The sequence below is a fragment of the Paenibacillus sp. 7523-1 genome (genome assembly GCF_002276415.1).
In the GTDB taxonomy this organism is placed as follows: domain Bacteria; phylum Bacillota; class Bacilli; order Paenibacillales; family Paenibacillaceae; genus Paenibacillus; species Paenibacillus illinoisensis_A.
Window position 1 is genome coordinate 371,289 of the sequence record NZ_NPBR01000017.1, and the last position, 22,594, is coordinate 393,882.

The following is a 22,594-nucleotide window of genomic DNA, read 5'->3' on the forward strand; positions in this document are numbered from 1 at the left end:
CGCAAGTCGGATGAGCTTGGACTTTTTTTTGATTAAGACATATGCGATCTGAGCGAGTAACCCCTACTTGCACAGCCAAAAAGAAAAACTAGGATTCAAACGTCGTCCGTTCCGGAAACTTGCCGCCTTCCCTGAACAAACATCGGACCAGCCGCTGCGCGGCCCGATTGAAGTAAAAGCTGGGATTAACCCCTTCGACCTGCACAGGTTCCAGTTCCTTCACACTTTCCTTGATCTTATTCATTTCAATCAGTCCCATCTTCCGCTCATTGGGTCCGAATCGATAAATAACCTTTTCATCATCCTCCGTCTGTTTTACCAGCAGAATCATGGATGCCATACAGGTTACCCCCTATCGTTACGTTATGAGATTCCAATGACTACTTGCTATATATAACATTATTACCCAGATAACCATGGAAGGATATAGGGCTTTGGTTCGTTTATATTGAAGTTAAGACTCCTAATTCAAATGTTCTTAAATGTAAAGTTTTTACAATAAAACGAAAAAACAGGTCTGGATCTCGTCCAAACCTGCCTTCATCTCAGTCTAATGCAAGGTGTTTTCCTCCATTTTATGGACTATCACAAGCGTGGATCGACCTTCTCAGACTCCAGAGCTAACGTTGCCAGCACACACTCATGAACCCGCTCCACTGGCTCCCTGCGTACAAAACGCTCAACTCCCTCCATGCCCAGAGCGCTTTCCATCAGAGCATGGCGTTCCTTCTTGGATGTTTTGCGTTTGCTGAGCCGGGACAAATTCTCGGGTGCCAGGTAATCCATCCCATAGATGATGTGCAAATATGCACGCCCTCGTACTTTAATCGCAGGTTGGATCATTTTGTTCCCATTCCACGTGCGGAAGGTTTCTGGCTTGATAACAATGCCCTCATGTCCAGCTGCCGTCATCTCATCCCACCATCGAATAACTTCCGCTTCATCCGCCTCACTCGTAATCACCCGAAATTCCGTCTCCATCATGAAGCTGGACATCCGGGCAAACTCGCGGTTCTGCTCCATATGCCATTCATGTGTCTGATCCCAGAACGTTCCCGTGCTGTGAGCCAAAGTATGGAACGGAGCTATACAGATATCCCCGAGTTCCTTCACATCCCAGCAGTAGTTCTGAAATACGTCACGGAATGTAGTCGCATTCGCCAGTTTAACTTCGGTTTCCTGCAACCACTCACTCACATCTCGTCCGGCGGCTTCCGCTTCCCGCAGTTTGTCCAGCACCGTTCCCCGATCCATGAGCGAAGCCTCTGCCACATGCGCATATTGCGAAGCAATCAGCTCCCGAGCCTTCAGGTTCCAGGGGACAATCTCGGCATCCAGCAATACAAACTCCGTCTGATGACGTTCAAAATATCCGTCTGCGGTCAAATCTGCATGCAATCTGGTCAGTACATTCTCTTCTGTTGTGGGGTCAAAAAAAGATCGTCCTGTCCGGGTCACGATGTTCCCCAGCATCGCTCTCCCCACTCGCTGCTTCGCAGCTTCCTGATCGCGGAAGAGGAGGAGAATGGCACGGCTGCCCATATGCTTCTTCTCTGCCACCATGCGCGTAACACCCTGCGACCGGTAATATTGGAATGCATCTCGCGGATGCTCCAGATACCCTTCTACCGAAGAGGTCACTGGCGGTGGGCTCATCGTAGGCGGAATATAGACCAATTCCTCGAGCGGGACCGTAAAGTGGGAAAAAGTATCAATAGCCGTCCGGGCTACCTCGCCCTGGATGGATACGTCCAATCTGGATCCGGTCTGCACCGTAAATCCTTCCTTGAATTTCCGCAGGTTGGGCGGTGCAAACCGACGCTGTTCCCAGCGCTTGAGCGGGCTATCCGGATCTCCTGCATAATCCTGCAATGCCGCGACGCTAACGGACTCCCGTTCCGGCATGCGCCAGGCCGTCAGCATCCCCCCGAATACAACACCCTGATCGATATTGACCGTATCATTGACGATCGTAGGATATGGACGAGGGTCATGTCCCCAGACGATACATTCGCCTGAACTGTGATCCACGTACCAGTCCTTCCGAACCGGCCGTCCATGCTCATCTGTTCCATCCACATCACCATAGCGGCAGTAATCCTGAATGCGTTTGGATTGTTTTCCGATAAAATGATCTCGAATACCTGCGTGTGCCACCACCACCTGACGTACCCCGTTCCGGGAGAATACGAGATGGGAAGGGGCATTCAGCAGAAATCCCCTTAGATCTGTGCGTACTCGCTGCGCTGTCTCTGTGCCATGTTCCCGTTCCAGTTCGTTCAGCTCCTGCTCAACAAACTCATCTCCATGACTAAGGGTAACGTCGCGACCGTCCAGATAACGGGCAATTTTCCATCCATGGTTGCTGTCAACCATGTAAGCTAACCCTGCGGCACAGTGCTGCTGCCAGAACATTAAACATGGAAGCGATGCAGGTCCACGGCTGGATACGTCCCCAACAGAGACCAGCTTTCTTCCCTCAGGGTGACGGTACAACCCGTTTTCTCCCTCTATCACATAGCCCAAACGAATGATTAACTCGATCATTTCATCATAACAGCCATGAATATCGCCAATGATATCAATCCCTACGCCCATGTCGACTATCAGTGGATTGGCCGTGCGGACAAATTCAAGTTCATCCGGCTGCTTCAGCACATAATTGGCATCGAAGCCATCTTCACGGATGGAGCGCAGCGTGCGTTTGAACTGCTGCACCTGCTGCTTCACCCGCTGACGGCCACGTGGATAATCGCGACGAGCATCTCGCTCCAGCAGTTCCTTCTCCGGAACATCGAGTACGATCGCAATGACAGGTACATGGGCTTTTCTCGCGAGATGAATAAGACGCTGACGATCTTCCGTATACAGATGGGTCGCGTCAACCCAAGTCAGCTTGTTCAACCTGCAGCGTGTGGCCAGCATCGCTTCCATGGCTTCAAAGGCCTTGGCCGATACCTGTTGGTATTCGGCATAGATCACATCCGCTTCGCTTCGTGGGCGATTTTTCCAGTCGACATATTCGTCATCTCCGACCAGCATGCGGAACTGATCCGACGAGACGGCTTCTGTCCGCTTGATGACTCCTTCAGCAACGAGACGATCCAGCAATGTGCTTTTGCCGCTATTGGATGGACCAACAAGCACGACGATGCCTGCATGAGGCAGGTGTATTTTGCGGCGTCTTTGGGTATCCCTTCCTGCCATCGGATCATGAGGCGTTCTGCCTGTGGCATTTTCTTCTCCAGATCCCGGGTTATCCCTCATGTTGATCTCTCCTTTCCTTCCTGAAAATCACGAGCTGCGTCGGCTGCCCAAAACCTTCTACATACTCCCCTATTCCCCTGATTTCAAAGGTGTACTCTGCCTGCTTCGTCCACATCTCACACTGAGCTGCCAGCTCCGCCCTGGTCCATTCAAAGCGATGGTCGTGATGGCGGAGGCTCTCTTGTTCCATTGCATATACTTGGTTGTATTCCTTGTTCGGCGTGGTCACAAGCAGTACTCCCGGCTGGTATTCGTTCATGATCGTATCCATGATACCGTTCAGTCGGTAAGCTTCAATGTGCTCAATGACCTCACACAGGATCATGACGTCCTGATTCTGCAACTGCTCATCAAAATAAAACAGTGAGCCAATGACTGGCTCTGGCATAACCGCGATCCCGCTTCGTCCTTCCAGCTTGGCGAATCGTTCCATGGCCCGCAGCCGTGACTGTCCCGAAGGCTCCACAGCCAAGATGGACTCCACGCCTGGGATATAAGCCAGTTTGGCAGATAACTTGCCTTCACCGGCACCCATATCCACAATGCGGCGCTTAAGCGGAAGACCTGCGACCACATCTGTAATTGCACGATAGCGAAGTTCATTTAACCGGACAGGCGGTTCCTCCTGCAGAGACGGAATGTCAGGTCCACCATTTTTTTCATAGGCGCTCACATTATCGTCCCCGGCATTCCCCGCCTCCACAGGCGCAGATAGAACCCCCTCCTGACGCTCATACTGCCGAATCAATTCAGCGAACCGCAGCGTACGCTTGATGATCATTTCCTTCAGCGGATGGCCGTCCAGCCAACCTTCGCCGTAACGCTTGATTTTGTCGATTTCATCCTCGCCGATGAAATAATGTTTATAGTTATCCAGCACGGGAATGAGCAAAAATAACTGGCGCAGTGCATTTTGCACGGTGACTTGACCGCGAAGAATGATGCGGCGGACAGTGCTCTTCTTTTTCAGATCAAACGTATAGGCTAGCTCGTCTCTCTCCAGGGTTACAGCGTAACCAAGCGGCGAGAACAACTCCTCAATGGCTCGATCAGGCAGATCCGATGCTACCGGTCCGAACGAGAGCTCCATGTCGAACGAATGCCCTACCCACTGCACATAGGCTTCCTTCGGTTTGCCATTAAGCGCGGTCCCGAGCGCTGAGCGTATGTAAGAGCAGAACAAGCTGCTGGTCACAAATTCACGGTCATTAATATACTGCGTAATATCATAACCATCCGGTGTTCCTCTAACCAGATCAACGGGATCAGGTTCGGCGTGCATCAACACTTCGGTTTCACGTTCTGTAGCTGTCGTATATACCATTCTTACGCGCACACCCTTGTCTGTCCGGTCATACACATTATTCGGATTCTTCGAGAGCAGATGCGATACAATGCCTGCTCCTTCTCCAGTTGCTTTCAATATCAAATGCATGGATTACTCCTCCCTCTTCCTAAACTCCTACTCTTCATCCGCCCATGCCTCATCCAGCGCAGATCGGAAAATTCGATTCAATTCTTCGTACCCTACAACTTGATCATTCCTCATGTCCGTAGCTACGTGTCCGAAATGCTCGATGTTCTCTGCCAAATAGGAATGAATGGCTGGCAGCTTCGGCTCCAGATCCAGTTCTTCTCCAGCTCTCTTCCTTCTCAAAAGATCTTGAATTTCGACATACAGCGGCGTTCCCGCAGGTATAATGTCCTTGACTAACTCATCAAAGTCCAAGGGCGGCATGGCGTCATAACGTTCAATCCAACCGCAGGCGAGCAGCGGACGGAGCACATAGAAATACTTTTTGATCTTCACCTGCTCGCCTTGCAGATAATCCCGGAAGTTCCCTTTGGCCATATTCAGATAATGGTACATGCAGGACTTGGGCGAGAACGTAAGCGGAGACCATGCACGAATGTGCTCTGCCACACTGTAACGCTCGTCGTAGCGAATGGGCGATTGCAGCCACTCCAGCAGAGGTGGATTTGATTTTCGAAATAACTTCAGCGCCTTTTGCAGATCCCAGCCGTTGATATCTAGCTGATCACTGATTGGACGTTCAATCACATCCCGTTTATCTTCAATCGACAAGTACCAATCCAGCGGCCTCACGTACAGAAAACGCACATCATAATCACTATCCTGTGAAGGAAATCCCCAAGCCCGGCTGCCCGACTCGCACGCATAGATCATGCGAATCTGTTCCTCCTGTTCAATCTGTGCAAGCTGCTGCCGGATCGTTTCTCTCATTTCGTCATGAACGTGAGTCATATCTGCCTGCCTCCTTTATCTCTTCTGCTGCTTGCCACGTACCTCTTCGTACCCTCATTATGCCTAACTCATCCACACTAGAACATGGCGAAAGTATGGCGACCTTTGTAATTTAAAAATGAAACCAGCCACGCTTCCTGTTACAATGAAGGGATACGAGAAGTGGGGAGCTGCATACGGCTTAATCCATATTTGCCTGACTCCAGGCCACCAAGGAGTGATGATTCATGGCCAAAGAAAGCTTTGACAAAGAAATTCAGTTTCTTCGCATGCTATCTCTGACAAGCGGTGCATACAATCGCAAACAATATGCCGAACGACTGGGCATCTCCGTACATACCTTTGATAAAACGACGCGCAGGTTAAAAGAAATCATGCAATCTGTGGCGGACCAGCGCCACGGTTCAGAGCCGAGCAAAGAGATAACGGACCTCGTCCGTTTCCAATACGGTGAATCTGCGGAACCCCTGCTGCTTTTCCTTTTTCGGGCCAAATCGATGAAAGAAACAGAGGTTCAGCGGCTTTCCGTCATTTTACATACGCTGCAAGGCAGCGCGCTGACCGCAATGGAACTGCTGGACGCCTGCTGTGCCGATCTGCCAGAGGAACTCGCATTGCCTGACGAAAAAACGATCCGAACCGACCTGAAGTATCTGGAAGAAGTCGGTGTAATCCGGAAGGAACCGGGAGGCAGGCCTTATCGCTATATGCTGCAGCAGGACGTCCTCACCAAACTAACGGCCGAGGAACAGCTGGAGTTATATGATTTTGTGGACATCATGGCCAATACCCAAGTTCCATCGGTACAGGGGTATCTGCTGAGAGACAGCCTGAAGAAGGCAATATCCGCAAGCTATCCCGAGCAGGAAGTAACTGAACCTTTTATATACAAGTATCATTATTATTCCCGCATTCTGGATGAGGCGCATCTCTATACTCTGCTTAGTGCCATTCGCCAATGCAAGCGAGTCCAGTTTGTCTATTTTTCACCCAAAAAACCATCCAGCTACAGCTCGCAGAATACGAATCCTCGATTCGAACGGGAAGCCGGCGGACACTCCAATCAGATCCTGCCGCTCGAAGTCGTTTACGATCACCAGTATGGCCGGTGGTATGTCATTGGATATCAGGGACGCCGAGGGTTCGTGAAGTTTCGAATGGAGGGCATCACCCAGATGGAGGAACTGGATGCGGTAAGCCCAGAGTATATGCATGATCTCAAACAGCAATGGGCAGAAGTCAGCCGGTTCAGCTGGCTGGTGGATACGGCGAAGACGGTTACAGTTCAAGCCCGTTTTTTCCATCCCGAGAGCGGTCAGCGCAACTTCATTCTGGATCGGGTACGTCTGCAGGGCCAATGGGGCACAATTACACCCGAAACCGAGCATACCTTTCTGTATGAGATCCGGGTTAACGGTACAACGGAGATTAAACCATGGCTTCGGAGCTTTGGCTCCAGCTGCGAGGTCATTGCACCTCACAGGCTTCGCCAGGAGATGATTAAGGAATGGAAGGAGATTGCGCAATATTATGAATCTGTTCGAGAAGATGTTCAACTATCAGATCATGACGAGATTGAATGAGACTGGACTGTTCACCTGGACTTCCCAGGAACGGGCCTGGCTCCGGTTGATGCTGAATCACACTGCCGCCCAGGAAGCATTAACTCCTTCCACTTACCATAAACTGCAAGATATGCTGGATGACGAGCCGGACATGAACCTGCAGGAGTACTTGACCGAGAAAGCCAAAAGCGAAGAACACAGCGTCTCCCACCCCCTGCTCAATCCACTGCGCAAAATCATAATGAACCAACAAGCTTTTCGACTAACGGGGCATGTCCGCAATGGGAGAATCATTCAGGATCAATTCGGATTCCCGTACAAGCTTGAATATTCCATGGTTAAGAAAGAGTGGTATGTGCTCTGGTACGCCCCCCGATTCGGGAAACTGATGTCAACCAAGCTGCGCAGCATTATCACTGCGGAGTCCGAGGACCTTGAACCGGAAAACATCTCTCGTTATACCGAGCAAATCCGCTATTTGAGTGAGAAACGTAAGACAACCATCACGATTGAAGTACTGCCGGAGTTCAATCCGGAATTGTCACGCATTCTATATGCCTTCTCCTGCTTCGAGAAACAGGTAAAGTATGTGGAAGCTCAACATACCTACCGGATTGAGCTGACAATCCCCCGGAGTGAAATGGATTATGTGTTGTCCAAAATGCGTTTTCTTGGCAAACGGGTGCGGATTGTAGACAACGTTGTGCTGCGCAATCGCATGTCCGAGACAGCAGCAAAGGTGCTTGCACGCTATGCAGCCCCCGAGGCTCAAGGTGAGCCAGGCCTGACTTCTGAGGCCAAGGTGTCCACATAAAAAACAACAACCCGAACCATATGGTTCGGGTTGTTCATCTGTGCGCTATGTGGCAGCGGAGTTCCGTCTTTTGTTGATGGCATGCACACCCATAACGACGGCTATCAACTCATAGGTATCCAGCTGCTCGGACTCGTTACTCAATACAAAAGCTCCTGAACTGAACCAGCCGCTCGTGCGCCTGAAGCTAGCCACCATTCTGCCGCCCATCCCCGTGACATCATATTCCTGGGAAAATGCCGGTGCAGATACTTCATAGATTCCTCGCGGTCCAGCATCGTATTCGTATCGCCTACTAAAAAAGCTCATTCTGGCTCGGAGGACCCCAAGGTGTCTTCCATCCACTGAAGTGACATCCCAGCGATTGCTTAACATCCCGAATCGACCACTGCAGATCAGCCCTTCTGGACCGAACACATCTAGTGATGAACCGAATAGACTTTTCAGATCCAAATGTCCGGCCTGCTCCTGGTTCTCGTCCATAATTTCGGTGTATCCTGCGATGAAAAAATTATCTCTAAAATAGAGTTCCATAACATCCTCCCCTTTTGCTGAAATTAAACCTGCCCGGTAAAGTTCATACTATATATGTATTTACGTATGAAAATTGGAAATGGCTTCACAACTTGTCGAATTCTTAGCATTCTAGCCATAAAAAAAAACGGACGATCGTGATCGCCCGTGTGGTTCATATCGCCCCGAAGTATGCTGCTAAACCTCTACTTTTTTATTATTCAGATATACAGCCACCCCAACCATAATTACTGCCACAATAATCTCAAATATGATGCTCCCCAGCCTTCCATCTGACCACAAAACTCCATTCGCTGTAAGTGTGATCCCTGTACTCTCTTCAGTAAACTGGAACAACTCGTTCGGGTTGAAGCGACCAGCAAGAATGACATTCTCCAGCCAACTGATTAGATTGGTCAGCACGAAGAATGAGACGATACTAATCCACGGGCCTGCTTTCCACCTAAAGCTGCCTCCAATGGATATGGAGAGAAAAATCATGATGGTCATAAAGATGGCAACCCACCAAATAAACAACAGCAGAGTAAACCAATCCGAAAGATGGATACCCGAAAGATGGATGTAGCTGAGAAAGTGCATTCTTGCATTCGTGGCAACATAGAGGAAGTAATGAATGATGGCAACTGCTGTTAGCCCCAGCCCACACAGTGTACCAAATATTAGCGGAGACAATAGGTGAGACAGCCCTGTTACGGGTACGAGACGACGATTGTACGCACGGATGTTGGACCAGTATGTCTTAATCATTCTCACATAGATGGCTACACCTGCCCCCGCATAAGCAATAATACCAATAATTAGCCCTGCTACCTCGGACACGAACAATGCCAGCCCAATCTGAACGATGATCAATACAACCAGCCCTGCCAATAAAATATTCCAGTTTCTTCTGAAATCATATTTCAACAATGTCATCATTCCGCATAGACCTCCTTGAACATCTCATCCACGCTCTTACCGTATTTCAGACGAAGCGTCTCAACCTCTTCCTGCATCACTTTCTCTCCCTCACGGATGAAAATGACTTCATCAAAGATCCGTTCTATATCGGTCACCAGATGTGTCGAAATTATCAGACTGCTGTGTTCGTCATAGAATTTTACAATGGCATCCAGAATTTTGCCGCGGGCAACGGGGTCAACACCACCGATCGGTTCATCCAGCAAATACAGACGAGCCTTGCGGGAAAGTGCCAGTGTTAGTTGAAGTCTTTCATTCATGCCTTTGGATAAATGCCTTACCTTGTCACCCTCGGCGAGCTTCATGAAATCAAGCATTTCCCTGGCCTTTTCCTCATCAAAATCCGCATAGAAATCCCGGTAGTATGCAATGGCATCACGAACCTTCATCCATTTCTCGGTCAATGGGCGATCCGGCATGAAGGAAACGAGCGACTTGGTCTCAAGCCCAACCGGTTTACCCGTGATCTGAATGGTCCCGCTTGAAGGATGCAGCAATCCGGCAGCAAGCTTCATCAGGGTACTCTTGCCGCTACCATTGCTGCCAAGCAGTCCGACAATCCTGCCTGGCGCAACCGTAAGGGTGACATCGCTTAGTGCCCGCTTGCCGCCGTACATTTTACTAATGTGATTCAATTCAAGGACGTTACTCATGCCCTGCCCCTCCCTTCCCCTGTTCATGACTGTGCTGTGATAACTGACCTCCAGCGACCGCGTCCGCAACAATGGTAACAATATCCTGCTCCTCAATCCCGAGTTCCTGCATGCCTGTCAAAAAACGCTCCAGCAGTTCTCCCGCCATTTCTTTTTTGATCGTCATTATTTTCGACTCCTCACTTGTGACATATCTGCCCAGCCCCCGTTTCGTTTCGACCACTTCTTCCCGCTCCAATTCCTGAAATGTCCGCTGTACCGTGTTGGGATTAATCTGCAGCTCAGCCGCCAATTCCCGGACCGAAGGAATCTTATCACCTGCCTTCAGTGTGCCTGTCACAATCTGCTTCTTGATGTACTGCATAATCTGCAGGTATATAGGTAAGTTGTTATCGAATTCCATAGCCACAAAGCACTCGCTCCCCTCTGTACTGGTGTGTTAGTTACATAGTACACTAGTGCTATGTTGTTGTAAAGCCTATTTCTTTTTAACCTTATGCAGAAATCCCACAAGGATGTCCTATGACTATGGGCCAAAATAAAAAAAGAGCAGATCATATACGATCTGCTCTCTCTCTTCAACCAAGCTAATCATTGAATTAGCCTGGTGCACTGCGCCAATTTATACGATATCCAGAGGAACTTTACCTGCTGGTGCCGGGAATGCTTCATTTAGCCGTTCCACTTCTTCGTTTGTTAAAACCATATCCATGGCTGCGGCATTCTCTGCCACATGAGACAACTGTACTGCTTTGGGAATCGCAAGCACATCCCCATCCCGGATAACCCAGGACAATGCGATCTGTGATGTGGTCACTCCACGTTCAGCAGCAATGCTGCGTATGACCGGATGCTCCAGCAGCTCGGTGCGCAGCCTGCCTCCCTGAGCGAGCGGGCAGTACGCCATTACGGGAACATTCCTTTCCCGGAGCCAGGGCAGGAGATCTCTTTCAATGCCGCGCGATGCCGCATGGTACAATATTTGATTCACGGAACAATGCTGACCAGCCGGAATATCCCATAGCTCCTGCATATCCTCCGTGTCCAGATTGGACACGCCCCAGCGCAGGATTTTACCCGCTTGTTGCAACTCTTCCAATGCTTGAACCGTCTCTTGCAGCGGTACGCTTCCCCGCCAATGCAGCAGATATAGATCCAATCGGTCTGTACCCAGACGCCGGAGACTGTTCTCACAGGCTGTAACCATCTGTTTGCGATCTGCATGATGCGGATAAACCTTGGAGACCAGAAAAACATCATCCCGGCAGTCCGCTATCGCTTCTCCGGTGACTTCTTCCGCCCCGCCCTCAGCATACATCTCTGCGGTATCAATCACTGTCATGCCAAGTTCAATCCCGTTACGCAACGCTCTTACCTCCTGCGCACGGGCTGAACGGTCTTCTCCCATGTACCATGTACCTTGTCCTATGGCAGGCAGGGATGTACCGTCACGAAGCAGAACTGTACGGTTCTTCTCTCCATGTGTTGCCATTTTGCATTCCTCCTATTCTTATGACGTATTTCGAAATCATAGTTAGTCGTGCTGGCCCGGCTTGTATACTTCACTGGCACGCTTCCACCGTCCCACCATCATGATATACAGCTGTTCCAGCGGCAACGACAGACTGCTCTGGGCTATACTCACCGTAGCATCTACCATCTGTGTATTCACGGTCATCAGCTTGCGCTTCACTCCGGTCAGACGATCCAGGAAGGCTTGCTCATCCTTTAGCTTAACTCCGATCATGGACTGCCCCATCAACTCATACATGAAAATGTTCTCTACATCTTTCCATGGGATGAAGCCTCCCGACGTATACGAAGAGGCGTCCACGAATCCTTGCTCATTGACGATAAATGAAGGTTCCTTCTTGATCATCTTCACCAAGCTGTATGCAAGACAGAGTCCAAAAAATAGGACGGAAACCAGGCCTACAACCGCGGAAATGACAGAATCCCCTGTATCGGAAGAATCGCTGAACATCAAAAAAAATCCGGCTGCCACAAAAAGTGCAGCTCCGGCCGCAAGCCATCCCATTCGTTTACGGCTCGGATATTCCACATGCTGTTGTTCATAGGATGTCGACAATCTTGTGCTCCTCCTTTAATTGAACGCAATAGGCAATGATTATATCTTCTATATCAGATTAGAAACGTTAACAGACAAAAAACACATAGGTTATTAACCAAAACAAACCAACTTCAAACAGGACAATCTTGGCCCTGATCCAACGCGTTCATAACAATTCAACCATTAGGATTCGCCATATATTCAGTAATTCCTCCTGGTTAAGATATAAGCAGAGCAACGATCTTTATTCGTGCAGAAGCATGTTGTCCTCCCCCCTGCTTTCCTTTAATATAAATGGAAAGGTTAGGAAATTACATTTGTGAAATCAAGGTGGGAGGATAATCAATGAACAGTCTGCGTGGCATCACATCGGAAGATCTTTATCAGATTACATGGGTGAATGATCCAGCCCCGTCTCCTGGAGGCGAACAGCTGGTATATGTAAGTCGGAAGACGAATGACAACCGGGATGGTTACTCTTCTCACCTGAGACTTCTGCATCTGAAGAGTCAGAAGGACAGAGGATTTACCTCCGGTGACAAGGATCACTCGCCCTCCTGGTCGCCGGACGGGTCACAGCTTGCCTTTTTACGGGAGCATGAGGGAAAAACACAAGTCTGGATCATTGCCGCAGATGGCGGAGAAGCACGACAAGTCAGCCAGTTGAAGCATGGAGCAAGTTCCCTCATCTGGTCTCCGGATGGCCAGGCATTACTTGTGAAGTCCCCTGTCGATATGCACAGTGAAGCAGAAGAAGAATCCAATTCAGACAACAAACTGCCGCAAGAACTTGTTGTTGATCGGATTCGCATGAAATCGGACGGCGGAGGATTATGGAATGGCAGACGCTCTCACCTCTTCCGCATCTCGGTTGACGGCGGTGAAGCCACTCCCGTTACCTCCGGTCATTTCGACGTCGGTGATTATGCATGGTCACCTGACGGAGCGTCCATTGCCTGGATTGCCCAGCTGCCGGAAGCAGGCGAGGAGCATAACGACTATGCACTAACCAATCATGTGTACCGCGCAAAACCAGATGGGTCTGACATACAGCAGCTGACTCCGGAAGGGTTCACCTTCAGCCGACTGGCTTATGCACCGGATGGACAATCCCTTGCTCTGCTTGCCAGTGATCGCTCTTACGGAAATGCCACTCTCGTGAAGCTCTACACGCTCCCGATCTCGGGTGGTCAACCTCTGTGCCTGACCCGTGACTGGGACGTACAGATGAATCATAGTCTCGTTGGAGATATGCGTGCCCACCTAACGACAACGGGGCCATTATTCACTCGTGATGGCTCTTCCATTCTCTGTCTGGCTACCGTTCATGGCAGCGTCCGAATCGCACGTGTTGCGCTGGATGGCAGTCAAGCGGAGTATGTATTGCCTGCGGAGAAAGAGTTTTATCAGTTTGCAGAACTGGAGAATGGTGACATTGTTGCCGCCGCTGCCGACACGCTAAACCCGGGAGATCTCTTTTGGTACCCCAATCCGGATGATCACGGAGCCGAGTCCATCCAGCTGACTCGCAGCAATCCCCAGCTGGAAGGAGAGATCCGGCTCAGTGTACCGGAAACATTCTGGTTTGATACCTCGGATGGGCTAGGGCTGCAGGGATGGATCATGAAACCAATCGGCATGGTAAACGGCGTCAAAATCCCAACCATTCTTGAGATTCATGGCGGTCCTCACATGATGTATGGCTTTACCTTTATGCATGAATTCCAGATGCTTGCTGCGCAGGGCTACGCCGTGGTATATACCAATCCGCGTGGTGGATTGGGTTATGGACAACAATTTGTGAATGCCTGTCGTGGTGACTACGGCGGTGGCGATTACCGCGACCTTATGGAGACCGTTGATTATGCCTTATCCACCTATGAGTTCATTGATGAAACCCGCTTGGGCGTTACCGGAGGCAGCTATGGGGGCTTCATGACCAACTGGATTGTTGGACATACAAACCGGTTCAAGGCAGCCGTCACGCAGCGGTCCATCTCCAACTGGCTCTCTTTTTACGGTGTCAGCGACATCGGATATTTTTTCACCGAAGATCAGATTGGCGGCAATGCGTGGGAGGATACGGAACTGTTATGGAAGCACTCCCCTCTGGCTTATGTAGGGAATGTAAAAACGCCCCTGCTGATTCTGCATGGTGAACAGGACCTTCGTTGTCCGATTGAACAAGCTGAGCAATTGTATATTGCCCTGAAGCGCCGCAGACAGACGACCCGCCTCGTTCGTTTCCCTGGGGCTAATCATGAACTTTCCAGAGGCGGTCACCCGCATCTGAGAGTGAGACGTCTTGAGCACATTGCCGGATGGTTCAACGAGCACTTATAATTAATTTTCCATGGGACAAGCCGAGTAGAGATACAACCATCGCAGGAAGGAAGTCATCGGGAAGATGGCGCTGCGATGGTTTTTTCGTTTGTGTGTGAACTAAGCCTTTTAGCCAAACAGCAGCTTTGTACAACGGTAAGAGTTGAAAGAGATCAAAAGACAGACTACATAGGTCCGCATTGAAGTACATGCTCAGGTGAATAAACCCAAGGAATTTGGACCATACCGTAGGGAGTTTAGAAGCAGGTCAAAAAGTTGCGAAAATAACGAATTTATTAGATAATTATCTGTCGATTGTGGTCGAATGAACGGATTAGAAGGGGGAACCTAATGATGAAAAATTACACATTTGATGAGCCGATTAATCGTCTCTCTACCGGTTCGGAAAAATGGGACGCACTTGAGGAAATCTTTGGCGTGGCGGATGTGCTCCCTATGTGGGTGGCTGATATGGATTTTGCCGCACCACCATCCGTTATCGAGGCATTGCAGGCAAGGATGGAACATGGCATTTTCGGTTACACCATGCGTACGGATGCATATCACGAAGCACTAAGAGGATGGATGGAACGACGCCACAACTGGAAAATCAACGATGATTGGGTTGTGTTTACACCTGGAATCGTTCCAGCCCTAAGCATTGCCGTTCAACGTTTTACGGCACCGGGTGATGCTGTTGTGATTCAAACTCCGGTCTACGCCCCCTTCTACGAAGTGGTACGTGGCCAGGACAGAGAATTGATGGCCAATCCTCTCCGTTTCGAAGACGGCCGCTATTCCATGGATCTGGATCATCTGGAATCCTGCATGCAGACAGGCCGGGTAAAGATGCTCATCCTCTGCAGCCCTCATAATCCTGTTGGACGTGTATGGTCTCGTGAGGAGCTTGAAGGCCTTGCTGCCCTGTGCGTGCAATATAATGTACTTGTGGTGTCGGATGAAATCCATGCCGATCTTGTGCACCAACGCGGCACGCATACTCCGCTGTCCGAGGTCTCTGAAGCCATCGCTGACCTGAGCATCATCTGCACGGCACCAAGCAAAACATTCAATATTCCTGGCCTATGCACCTCCAATATCATCATTCCGAACGCCTCCTTGCGTGCATCCTTTGCCCAGGGCGTCAAAACGTTGGGCCTCGCCAGCATCAGCACACTGGGCGCCATTGCTGCAGAGGCTGCCTACAATGGAGCCGAACAATGGCTGGACGACTGCCTTGCCTATATTCGGGGAAACATGGAATACGTTCAGGAGTATGCCGCGAAGCACATGCCTGATGTTGGCATTGATTTGCCAGAAGCGACCTATCTGCTCTGGATGGACTTCAGCAAGCTGGGTGTTCCCCAGGAAGAACTTGTTCGGCTGCTCCTGAACGAAGCAGGCCTTGCCTTTAACGACGGCACCGCCTTCGGATCGGAAGGCACGGGATACATGCGGATGAACGTCGCCTGTCCACGGTCCACCGTTGAAGAAGCCATGCGCAGATTATCCTCGATGGTCAATCAATTGAACAAACAAAACTAGTGTCTATAAAATAAGCCATCTTCCTCGATCAAGTCGAAGGAAGATGGCTTTACTTATCATTACAGCTAGGTTACAGGCATGGGAATGATTCGGTCACTGAGTCTATTCAGCAGGTCCAGGTCATGACTGATCACAAGCAGCCCCAAATTACGCTGTCGCGCTGTTGTCATTACGGTATGCCAGATCTGGGCTTGCGTGATGGCATCCAGCATCGTTGTCATCTCATCCGCAATCAGGTAACGCGTTTCCTTGCCCAGTGCGCGGGCCACGCAGAAGCGCTGCAGCTCTCCACCAGACAATTCATCCGGTCTGCGATCCAGCCATTCAGGCTGAATACCCAGAGCATTCAGAATGGGATGCTCCGCCATCTCGGCTTCATCTAACACACGTCGCATTCGCCAGCGTGGGTTGACTGCTTTTTCCGGGTGCTGAAATACAAGTTGAACCGGACAGACTCCAGCTCGGGGAAGCGGCTTCCCGTCCATCAGCACTTCTCCTGCCATAGGTTCTGCATACCCTGCCAGGATGCGTCCCAGGCTCGTTTTGCCAGATCCACTGGGTCCCCACAATCCCACAACTTCTCCCTGCTCCAGCTTCAGGTTCAACTCCCGGAAAATCCAATGGTTCTTGTCGTATCCATAGCCGGCATTCCGTGCTTCAAGTGGCATGAATGCACCTCACTTCTCCGCCTCGCAGCTTCCTCAATTCAGGATATTGATCTGTACACGCAGGGGTCGCAGCAGTACAGCGGGGTGCAAACGGACAACCGCTTCCCCTCCGCTGATTCGCCAGCGGCTGAGAGCCCGGGATGGGCTGGAAACCATTTTGCGGCAAAGCATTCCACAGTGCACGTGTATAAGGATGTCTCAATCCATCTCCTGTGTCCGTAAAATCCATGACCTGCGCGATCTCCACACAGGAACCGGCATAGAATACAGCGATACGATCTGCTGCGGTCAGTGCCGAAGCAATGTCATGGGTAATCCACAGGATGCCTACCCCCCGGTCAGCCATTTCCCGGAATTGCTTCAGCGTGTCTGCCAGCACCTCGGGATGGATTCCCGGTGTCGGCTCATCGGCAATAATCAGCTTGGGCTCACCAGAAGTCGCCGTTGCCATGAGTACCCGCCGAGCCATGCCACCGGAGAGTTCATATGGATACTTCTTGCTGGTTCCCTTGGGCAATTGATAACGATCCGTAAGTTCCCTCTCTGCCTTATGCATCTGTAACCTGGAGGATACCCAGCGCTCACCCGGCTTCCGGTGAACTGGCTGGACCTGCTTACCTACCTTGAGCAGCGGGTCCAGGTGAGTAACGGATTGGGGGATGAACACCAGTTCATCACCGCGCAGACGAAGCTGCCGCTCTCTCGTCAGCGGCTCTTCAGCATAACTGATCTGTCCCTCAAGTCTAGCACTGGCAGGAAGGATGCCCATGATTGCTTGTGCCAGCACGCTTTTGCCCGATCCGCTTGAACCTACGACAGCTACAATCTCACCTTCGTTCACGGTCAGATCCAGATCCTGAATGACCTCGCTCTCCTCATGTGCAAACCAGCCACGAGCTCGTCTGAATGAAACGGAGACCCCTTTTACTTCAAGAAGAGCCATGGTTATCCTCCCTCCCTTGAACTACCTGTACTTGTCAACACTTTCAAACTGTTCCCGAGCACATCAAAGGCACGAACGACCAATAACAGCGCCAGCCCCGGGAAAAAGGCAAGCCACCACATGCCTGCGGACAGATATCTCATCGATTCTGACAAAATAATCCCAATGGCCGGCTGCTGCGGCGACAGCCCGAGCCCCAGAAACGTGATTGCAGCTTCATGCAGAATGGCATGAGGAAAGATCAGCAATGTACCCACGAACAACTGTGGAACCAAGTGAGGAAGCATGTGCTGTACAGCAATCCGAAACCGGGATTGGCCCAACCTGCGGGAAATATGAATATAATCTGCCGATTTCAGCTGAATCATCTCCGCACGAACAATCCGGGCCAGATTCGGCCAGTGAGTCAGGGCGATGGCAGTCGCCACACCAGGCAGACCCCCACCGAAGACAAAGGCCAGCATCACGAGCGACACCAGATGAGGTACACTCAGGAACAGATCGATTAGCCATGAAACCACCCTGTCGGCAAGCTTGCCTGAAGCAGCGATCAATCCCAGCACTAGCGCCACGATCCCTCCTCCGCACGCGGCAAGCAAACCAACCTGAATGCTGGTCGTCAATCCCTTCAGCGTACGCATGAACATGTCCCGTCCCAACCAGTCCGTGCCGAAGGGATGTGCCCATATCGGGGCCAAATTCCGGTCTTTCAACGAAGTTAGCGTGGATTCTGCGGGGAGCACGAAACCTGCCAGCCATACGATAACAATCCAGCCGAGCGCCAAACTCCCCCAGATCATGGCTCGTTTGCGCGGGTTGGCATAGCGCGGCTGCTTCTCGAAGCCAGACACTCCTGGAGACAATCCAGCTTGACGCCTCCACGGTTTACCGTGATTCTGCTTCTCCTCTTCATCAGATCCCCCTGTCCGCAGCCGCGGCACAGCACGAATGGGTCTGGAGGACTGCTCCATTTCCTGCTTCATGTTAACAGTTCCTCCTTCATCCGCGGATCAATGAACCGATAGAGAATGTCTGCCAGCAGATTGCCGGTAAAAACAAAGATCGTACTGCACAGTACAAGTCCGAGCAGCAGCGGCACATCCCCTCGCAGTCCAGCCTGAACGGTGGCCTGTCCCAGGCCCGGATAAGAAAATACCTGTTCTGCAAGAACAGCTCCTCCAAACAATTCACTGAATGAAGCAAACTGCAGCGTTAACGCGGGCAGCACGACATGTCTGAACCCATGCCTGCGAAACAGCTGCACGCCTCGTTCGCCCCTAGCTCTGGCGAAGAGTATATAGTCCGAATCCAGCACATCAAGCAGCTTCTGGCGGGTATGCAGAGCAATGGCTGCGACACCAGTCAGACTCAGGGTTAATGCAGGAAGAACCATATGAATAGCTCGATCTATCCATGTGACCTGATCGGCCGCCAGCCCTGCGGGAACACCCAGGCCAACCGGAAGCCAGCCCAGCCACACGCCGAACACCATAAGCAGCAGCAAGGCCATCCAGAATACCGGAGTGGAAGCCAGCGTATAGCAATACCAACTGATCATGCGATCCAGCACGGATTCCCGTTTCATCGCTGCGACTACACCCAAGCTGAATCCAATCAGACCGGATAAAACCCATGCCACCGCCATAAGCGCAACAGAATTCAGGAATCGTTCCTGAATAATATCCGCAACCGGCTGTCTGTAGATCATCGACGTTCCCAGATCACCCTGGAGCAATGCCTGTCCCCAGGTGAATAAACGCTGGGCAGGCGGGTCATTCAATCCCCACCGCTCTTCAATAAGACTTCGCTGCTCAGCGCTCACTCTGATCATGTCTCCCCCGATGTAGGCCTCGATCGGGTCCACAGGCGAGAACTGCATCAATATAAAGGCCACCACGCTGACTCCTGCCAGCAGCGAAAGGAGTCGCAGCAGCTTCACCCCAACAAACCTTCCCCATTCAAGAATGCCTGTCATACCATCTCTCCTCAATTTCGGTCAAAACTCGCACTACATTGCCTACTTCGAGCTACCATCCCAGGACCATTCCTCCAGATTGGATGTCACCGGCCAGCCATGTCCATGCGGGTGAATCTGTTGTTCACCAATGTTCAGGCCATCCTTGACTAGATACAGGTGATCAATATTGACCAGCCATGCCCAAGGGGCGTCGCCCTGATAACTGAATCCCGTCGTCCCGTCCCACTCTGCCTTCTGCCAGAACGGAAGGGCTTCCTCTTCACTCGTAGCTTGGAGAGCCTGCTGCATCCAGCTATCCACCGCCGGGTTGGAATACAGCCCCACATTGTAGTATCCCTCCCCCTTGTGCGTGCTGCTGTACAGATTGTAGGTTTCCAGCGGGTCATGACTTCCCCATCCGAACAACACGGCATTGGCGTAAGCCTGCTTTTTCGTCTCTTCACGGCTCTTGCCTTCCACATTGATTTTAATGCCAGCCTGGGCGGCCATATCCGCTGCAGCAAGGGCAATGGATTGTCTGGTCAGATCTCCTGCAAAATAGAGCAGGTTGAACTCGGCGTCCATACCGTTTTTCTCCACCACGCCATCACCGTCTGTATCTGTCCAGCCGCCAGCCGTCAGTATCCGCTGCGCTTCTTGAACATCCGCATCTGCGAATACAGCGTCCGGATTGCCCCATGGCAGATCATCACTGACTGAGTATGCAGGACGACCATGGCCCTCCAGCACGCCTTCAACCAATGCATTACGGTCAATGGCTACGTTCACCGCTTGGCGGATAGCAAGGTCGGACGTCACATCGTTCCCCGCAGGGAAACCATCAGCGGAAGTACCGCCCGCAGGCTGCATTGGGAACATGATTCCCCGGTTATCCACGGTTTTGACCGATTCCAGCGTCATGCCGCCCACCTTCTGCTTGCTGAATGCGGCGGGAATGGCTGCGATGTCGACTGAACCCGCTTGGGCTGCCGCAAAGGCTGCATCCTCGTCCAGATAGAGAAATGTCAGTTTGCGGAATGTAGACGTTTGACCGTAGTATTGCTCGTTTGCTTCCACAATGGCCTGTTGCCCCTTATCCCACTGCACCAGCTTGTACGGACCGGAGCTAACAGGATGCTCAGCATAATCGGAGCCATAGGCATGTTCAGGCACAATTCCAAGTGTAGTCAGGATACTGATAAACGTGGACTGCGGAGACTTCAATGTAAACACGACCGTTGTTGAATCGGGAGCCTGCACTCCGGCCATATTTGTCAAATCAATCACCGATCCGCTGCTGGCCGCTGTTTCAAATGTGAACTTCACATCTTCCGCCGTCAGCGGTTCACCGTCCGAGAACTTCACGTCATCCCGCAGCAAAATGGTCCATGTGAGCCCGTCTTCACTAACGGAATGATCTGTTGCCAGGTCATTGACCAGATGCAGCTTGGCATCTCTTTTCAGCAGAGTACTCTGGAAAAGTGGCGAACCGTACTGCCCCCAGCCTGTTGTCGGATCAAACCCGCCTTCCGGCTCTGTCCCCACCGCAAGAACCAGCTCATCCCTCGGGTGAGAAGCTGCAAGTGCCTGGCTCTCTTGAATCGATGAGGCACCTTGCGTACATCCTGCGAGTCCAACTGCACACAATAGTAAAAGACTAAGCCCTGCCTGACTTGAACGTTTTTTCCATGAAATTCCGTGCATGCTTCCCTTTTCCCCCTTTTGAAATTGACCACTTGCTCTCCTCTAGAAGGTGCGGCAATTCTCCCCACCCAGATTCGTTCTAGTTCATATTCGTGTTACTATTTTTAGCAATTGTAGCACAATAACAAAAACACGTGTCAATAAAGTTAACTTCAGAATCCATATATTTTCATTTATAAAGATGTTCAGAAGAATTGGTCTGGAATTATGGAGTTTATCAAATTAATAAGTGAGAATAGGTGACAACAAAAAAAGACTGTTGGTGAGGAACCAACAGTCTAATTGCATAAGGATATGAAGTTACAGGATGAAGAGCCATATATAGAGGGTTTCACTCAGAAGTTTACCAAATGGCATACTCCCAAAGCGTGGGCAATGAATTGAATAACTACTTTGCCAACTTCTCTGCGGATACACTTAATGCACTAATTGAGCCAAATACCCAAACAAAGGCTAGTAGATAAATCAGTTTTACTTGATAATCCTCGTGAAAAATCAGAATACAGAAGAATAGAATAACTCCTGCAATCATTTGAATAGACATCATTGATCTTCTGAAGTAGATTGGAGCGAAAAAACATAGAATACCTGCTAGAAAGATAAACGGTTCTTCAGCCATGTGCCTGCACTCCCTTGCTTTTTTATGGGGAATACCTCTATTACCATATCATGGAGTTGGAGAATGGAAATATGAGATATATGGAAACAAGTTACCACGCTCAACTGCTTGTTAGTTCAACCGGCAGCCACTCAAATTGAAACATCTTACAAAAAATATCTGCAAACTCCCTTATGCTTTTACAATGGGTTCTAGCTACTATTATGATATTATAACTAGGTAATATGTTCCAGATCATGATATATTTTAATTATTAAATCATATAAGGAGAGCGCCATGAATCATACATAGTTGAGATCACCGAAATCAGAGAATGAATCCAGATACTAATTTTAAGGAGTTTACTATGCCTAATCAATTCGTAAAAAGTTTAATTGTTTTGTGTTTGATGATTTTAGTAATACCGACCACAACCATTTTGGCAGCTTCAGTCGTTAAGGATCCCGTTTTGGCACAAGTCATTCGAGCAGATTTGAAGTTATCGGGTAAAAAAGAACTGAAAGCAAGCCATTTAAAAAAATTAAAATCCTTGTATTCAATGGATGCAAAAAGTAAGATTTCAAGTCTGCAAGGACTTGAGTATGCAGTTAACGTAGTGGAATTAGTCCTACCCGGCCATAAAATCAAAAATATAAAACCAATTTCCAAGCTGACAAAAATAAATCTATTGGCTTTAGACGGAAATCAAATTACAGATATATCTCCA

20 protein-coding genes and 1 pseudogene are annotated in these 22,594 nt (G+C 50.2%); 5 read left to right on the plus strand and 16 right to left on the minus strand.

What is annotated here, in order from left to right:
- Nucleotides 1-88 precede the first annotated feature (88 nt).
- From CHH60_RS20220 to CHH60_RS20235, 4 genes are all read right to left on the minus strand, one after another.
- The gene (locus CHH60_RS20220; protein ID WP_095360818.1) at nucleotides 89-340 is read right to left on the minus strand and encodes a hypothetical protein; all 252 of its coding nucleotides are present in this window, start codon (nucleotides 338-340) and stop codon (nucleotides 89-91) included.
- A 245-nt stretch (nucleotides 341-585) separates the two neighbouring features.
- Nucleotides 586-3,207, minus strand: a complete 2,622-nt coding sequence (locus tag CHH60_RS20225) for a polynucleotide kinase-phosphatase (protein WP_095360865.1) — start codon at nucleotides 3,205-3,207, stop codon at nucleotides 586-588.
- Nucleotides 3,208-3,256: 49 nt separating this feature from the next.
- A complete protein-coding gene (locus CHH60_RS20230; RefSeq protein WP_095360819.1) occupies nucleotides 3,257-4,702 on the minus strand; it encodes a 3' terminal RNA ribose 2'-O-methyltransferase Hen1 in 1,446 nt (481 codons plus the stop codon).
- Nucleotides 4,703-4,729: 27 nt separating this feature from the next.
- On the minus strand, nucleotides 4,730-5,533 hold the full coding sequence (locus tag CHH60_RS20235) for a nucleotidyltransferase domain-containing protein (protein WP_095360820.1): 804 nt from the start codon (nucleotides 5,531-5,533) through the stop codon (nucleotides 4,730-4,732).
- A 227-nt stretch (nucleotides 5,534-5,760) separates the two neighbouring features.
- Between CHH60_RS20235 and CHH60_RS20240 the strand changes: the two genes are divergently transcribed.
- Both CHH60_RS20240 and CHH60_RS20245 read left to right on the plus strand, forming a co-directional pair.
- Nucleotides 5,761-7,116, plus strand: coding sequence for a helix-turn-helix transcriptional regulator (locus tag CHH60_RS20240; RefSeq protein WP_095360821.1), 1,356 nt, complete (start codon nucleotides 5,761-5,763; stop codon nucleotides 7,114-7,116).
- Nucleotides 7,082-7,912, plus strand: coding sequence for a WYL domain-containing protein (locus CHH60_RS20245; protein WP_369680198.1), 831 nt, complete (start codon nucleotides 7,082-7,084; stop codon nucleotides 7,910-7,912). The genes CHH60_RS20240 and CHH60_RS20245 overlap by 35 nt, the downstream gene beginning before the upstream one ends.
- Nucleotides 7,913-7,957: 45 nt before the next feature.
- Here the strand turns inward: CHH60_RS20245 and CHH60_RS20250 are convergent, their stop codons facing one another.
- The 6 genes from CHH60_RS20250 to CHH60_RS20275 form a co-directional block, all read right to left on the minus strand.
- Entirely contained in the window at nucleotides 7,958-8,446 is a 489-nt protein-coding gene (locus CHH60_RS20250) for a hypothetical protein (protein ID WP_095360823.1), read from the minus strand.
- 177 nt (nucleotides 8,447-8,623) lie between these two features.
- On the minus strand, nucleotides 8,624-9,364 hold the full coding sequence (locus tag CHH60_RS20255; RefSeq protein WP_095360824.1) for a hypothetical protein: 741 nt from the start codon (nucleotides 9,362-9,364) through the stop codon (nucleotides 8,624-8,626).
- Nucleotides 9,361-10,059, minus strand: a complete 699-nt coding sequence (locus CHH60_RS20260; protein ID WP_095360825.1) for an ABC transporter ATP-binding protein — start codon at nucleotides 10,057-10,059, stop codon at nucleotides 9,361-9,363. Before CHH60_RS20260 ends, CHH60_RS20255 begins: the two co-directional genes overlap by 4 nt.
- Nucleotides 10,052-10,468: a GntR family transcriptional regulator gene (locus CHH60_RS20265; RefSeq protein WP_095288855.1), complete on the minus strand. Its 417-nt coding sequence runs from the start codon at nucleotides 10,466-10,468 to the stop codon at nucleotides 10,052-10,054. The genes CHH60_RS20260 and CHH60_RS20265 overlap by 8 nt, the downstream gene beginning before the upstream one ends.
- Before the next feature lie 213 nt (nucleotides 10,469-10,681).
- The gene (locus CHH60_RS20270) at nucleotides 10,682-11,551 is read right to left on the minus strand and encodes an aldo/keto reductase (RefSeq protein WP_095360826.1); all 870 of its coding nucleotides are present in this window, start codon (nucleotides 11,549-11,551) and stop codon (nucleotides 10,682-10,684) included.
- A gap of 42 nt (nucleotides 11,552-11,593) precedes the next feature.
- Nucleotides 11,594-12,148: an STM3941 family protein gene (locus CHH60_RS20275; RefSeq protein WP_095360827.1), complete on the minus strand. Its 555-nt coding sequence runs from the start codon at nucleotides 12,146-12,148 to the stop codon at nucleotides 11,594-11,596.
- Nucleotides 12,149-12,475: 327 nt separating this feature from the next.
- Here CHH60_RS20275 and CHH60_RS20280 point away from each other — a divergent pair, with 327 nt between their 5' ends.
- A complete protein-coding gene (locus CHH60_RS20280; protein ID WP_095360828.1) occupies nucleotides 12,476-14,473 on the plus strand; it encodes an alpha/beta hydrolase family protein in 1,998 nt (665 codons plus the stop codon).
- 333 nt (nucleotides 14,474-14,806) lie between these two features.
- Nucleotides 14,807-15,997, plus strand: coding sequence for a MalY/PatB family protein (locus CHH60_RS20285; protein WP_095360866.1), 1,191 nt, complete (start codon nucleotides 14,807-14,809; stop codon nucleotides 15,995-15,997).
- Nucleotides 15,998-16,062: 65 nt separating this feature from the next.
- On the opposite strand, the gene CHH60_RS20290 is transcribed toward CHH60_RS20285, so the two are convergent.
- The 6 genes from CHH60_RS20290 to CHH60_RS20315 all read right to left on the minus strand — a co-directional run bounded on the left by CHH60_RS20290 (nucleotide 16,063) and on the right by CHH60_RS20315 (nucleotide 21,888).
- Nucleotides 16,063-16,665, minus strand: coding sequence for an ABC transporter ATP-binding protein (locus CHH60_RS20290; protein ID WP_095360829.1), 603 nt, complete (start codon nucleotides 16,663-16,665; stop codon nucleotides 16,063-16,065).
- Nucleotides 16,655-17,608 carry an ABC transporter ATP-binding protein gene (locus tag CHH60_RS20295; protein ID WP_095360830.1) on the minus strand — a complete coding sequence of 318 codons (954 nt, stop codon included), beginning with the start codon at nucleotides 17,606-17,608 and terminating at the stop codon, nucleotides 16,655-16,657. The genes CHH60_RS20290 and CHH60_RS20295 overlap by 11 nt, the downstream gene beginning before the upstream one ends.
- A gap of 2 nt (nucleotides 17,609-17,610) precedes the next feature.
- A complete protein-coding gene (locus CHH60_RS20300; RefSeq protein WP_095360867.1) occupies nucleotides 17,611-18,408 on the minus strand; it encodes an ABC transporter permease in 798 nt (265 codons plus the stop codon).
- A 179-nt stretch (nucleotides 18,409-18,587) separates the two neighbouring features.
- A complete protein-coding gene (locus tag CHH60_RS20305) occupies nucleotides 18,588-19,583 on the minus strand; it encodes an ABC transporter permease (RefSeq protein WP_095360831.1) in 996 nt (331 codons plus the stop codon).
- Between the two features lie 42 nt (nucleotides 19,584-19,625).
- The gene (locus tag CHH60_RS20310; protein WP_095360832.1) at nucleotides 19,626-21,269 is read right to left on the minus strand and encodes an ABC transporter substrate-binding protein; all 1,644 of its coding nucleotides are present in this window, start codon (nucleotides 21,267-21,269) and stop codon (nucleotides 19,626-19,628) included.
- A 388-nt stretch (nucleotides 21,270-21,657) separates the two neighbouring features.
- Entirely contained in the window at nucleotides 21,658-21,888 is a 231-nt protein-coding gene (locus tag CHH60_RS20315; protein ID WP_095360833.1) for a hypothetical protein, read from the minus strand.
- A 346-nt stretch (nucleotides 21,889-22,234) separates the two neighbouring features.
- Here CHH60_RS20315 and CHH60_RS20320 point away from each other — a divergent pair.
- Nucleotides 22,235-22,594: pseudogene (locus tag CHH60_RS20320) on the plus strand (hypothetical protein); the annotation flags it as partial.

What these genes read in the sequence shown, in the direction of transcription:
- CHH60_RS20310 (WP_095360832.1), bottom strand. Translation starts at nt 21,269, where the DNA reads ATGCACGGAATTTCATGGAAAAAACGTTCAAGTCAGGCAGGGCTTAGT.
- CHH60_RS20245 (WP_369680198.1), top strand. Translation starts at nt 7,082, where the DNA reads ATGTTCAACTATCAGATCATGACGAGATTGAATGAGACTGGACTGTTC.
- CHH60_RS20295 (WP_095360830.1), bottom strand. Translation starts at nt 17,608, where the DNA reads ATGGCTCTTCTTGAAGTAAAAGGGGTCTCCGTTTCATTCAGACGAGCT.
- CHH60_RS20300 (WP_095360867.1), bottom strand. Translation starts at nt 18,408, where the DNA reads ATGATCTGGGGGAGTTTGGCGCTCGGCTGGATTGTTATCGTATGGCTG.
- CHH60_RS20315 (WP_095360833.1), bottom strand. Translation starts at nt 21,888, where the DNA reads ATGGCTGAAGAACCGTTTATCTTTCTAGCAGGTATTCTATGTTTTTTC.
- CHH60_RS20280 (WP_095360828.1), top strand. Translation starts at nt 12,476, where the DNA reads ATGAACAGTCTGCGTGGCATCACATCGGAAGATCTTTATCAGATTACA.
- CHH60_RS20225 (WP_095360865.1), bottom strand. Translation starts at nt 3,207, where the DNA reads ATGGCAGGAAGGGATACCCAAAGACGCCGCAAAATACACCTGCCTCAT.
- CHH60_RS20285 (WP_095360866.1), top strand. Translation starts at nt 14,807, where the DNA reads ATGAAAAATTACACATTTGATGAGCCGATTAATCGTCTCTCTACCGGT.
- CHH60_RS20250 (WP_095360823.1), bottom strand. Translation starts at nt 8,446, where the DNA reads ATGGAACTCTATTTTAGAGATAATTTTTTCATCGCAGGATACACCGAA.
- CHH60_RS20230 (WP_095360819.1), bottom strand. Translation starts at nt 4,702, where the DNA reads ATGCATTTGATATTGAAAGCAACTGGAGAAGGAGCAGGCATTGTATCG.
- CHH60_RS20290 (WP_095360829.1), bottom strand. Translation starts at nt 16,665, where the DNA reads ATGCCACTTGAAGCACGGAATGCCGGCTATGGATACGACAAGAACCAT.
- CHH60_RS20220 (WP_095360818.1), bottom strand. Translation starts at nt 340, where the DNA reads ATGGCATCCATGATTCTGCTGGTAAAACAGACGGAGGATGATGAAAAG.
- CHH60_RS20260 (WP_095360825.1), bottom strand. Translation starts at nt 10,059, where the DNA reads ATGAGTAACGTCCTTGAATTGAATCACATTAGTAAAATGTACGGCGGC.
- CHH60_RS20240 (WP_095360821.1), top strand. Translation starts at nt 5,761, where the DNA reads ATGGCCAAAGAAAGCTTTGACAAAGAAATTCAGTTTCTTCGCATGCTA.
- CHH60_RS20235 (WP_095360820.1), bottom strand. Translation starts at nt 5,533, where the DNA reads ATGACTCACGTTCATGACGAAATGAGAGAAACGATCCGGCAGCAGCTT.
- CHH60_RS20255 (WP_095360824.1), bottom strand. Translation starts at nt 9,364, where the DNA reads ATGATGACATTGTTGAAATATGATTTCAGAAGAAACTGGAATATTTTA.
- CHH60_RS20270 (WP_095360826.1), bottom strand. Translation starts at nt 11,551, where the DNA reads ATGGCAACACATGGAGAGAAGAACCGTACAGTTCTGCTTCGTGACGGT.
- CHH60_RS20305 (WP_095360831.1), bottom strand. Translation starts at nt 19,583, where the DNA reads ATGACAGGCATTCTTGAATGGGGAAGGTTTGTTGGGGTGAAGCTGCTG.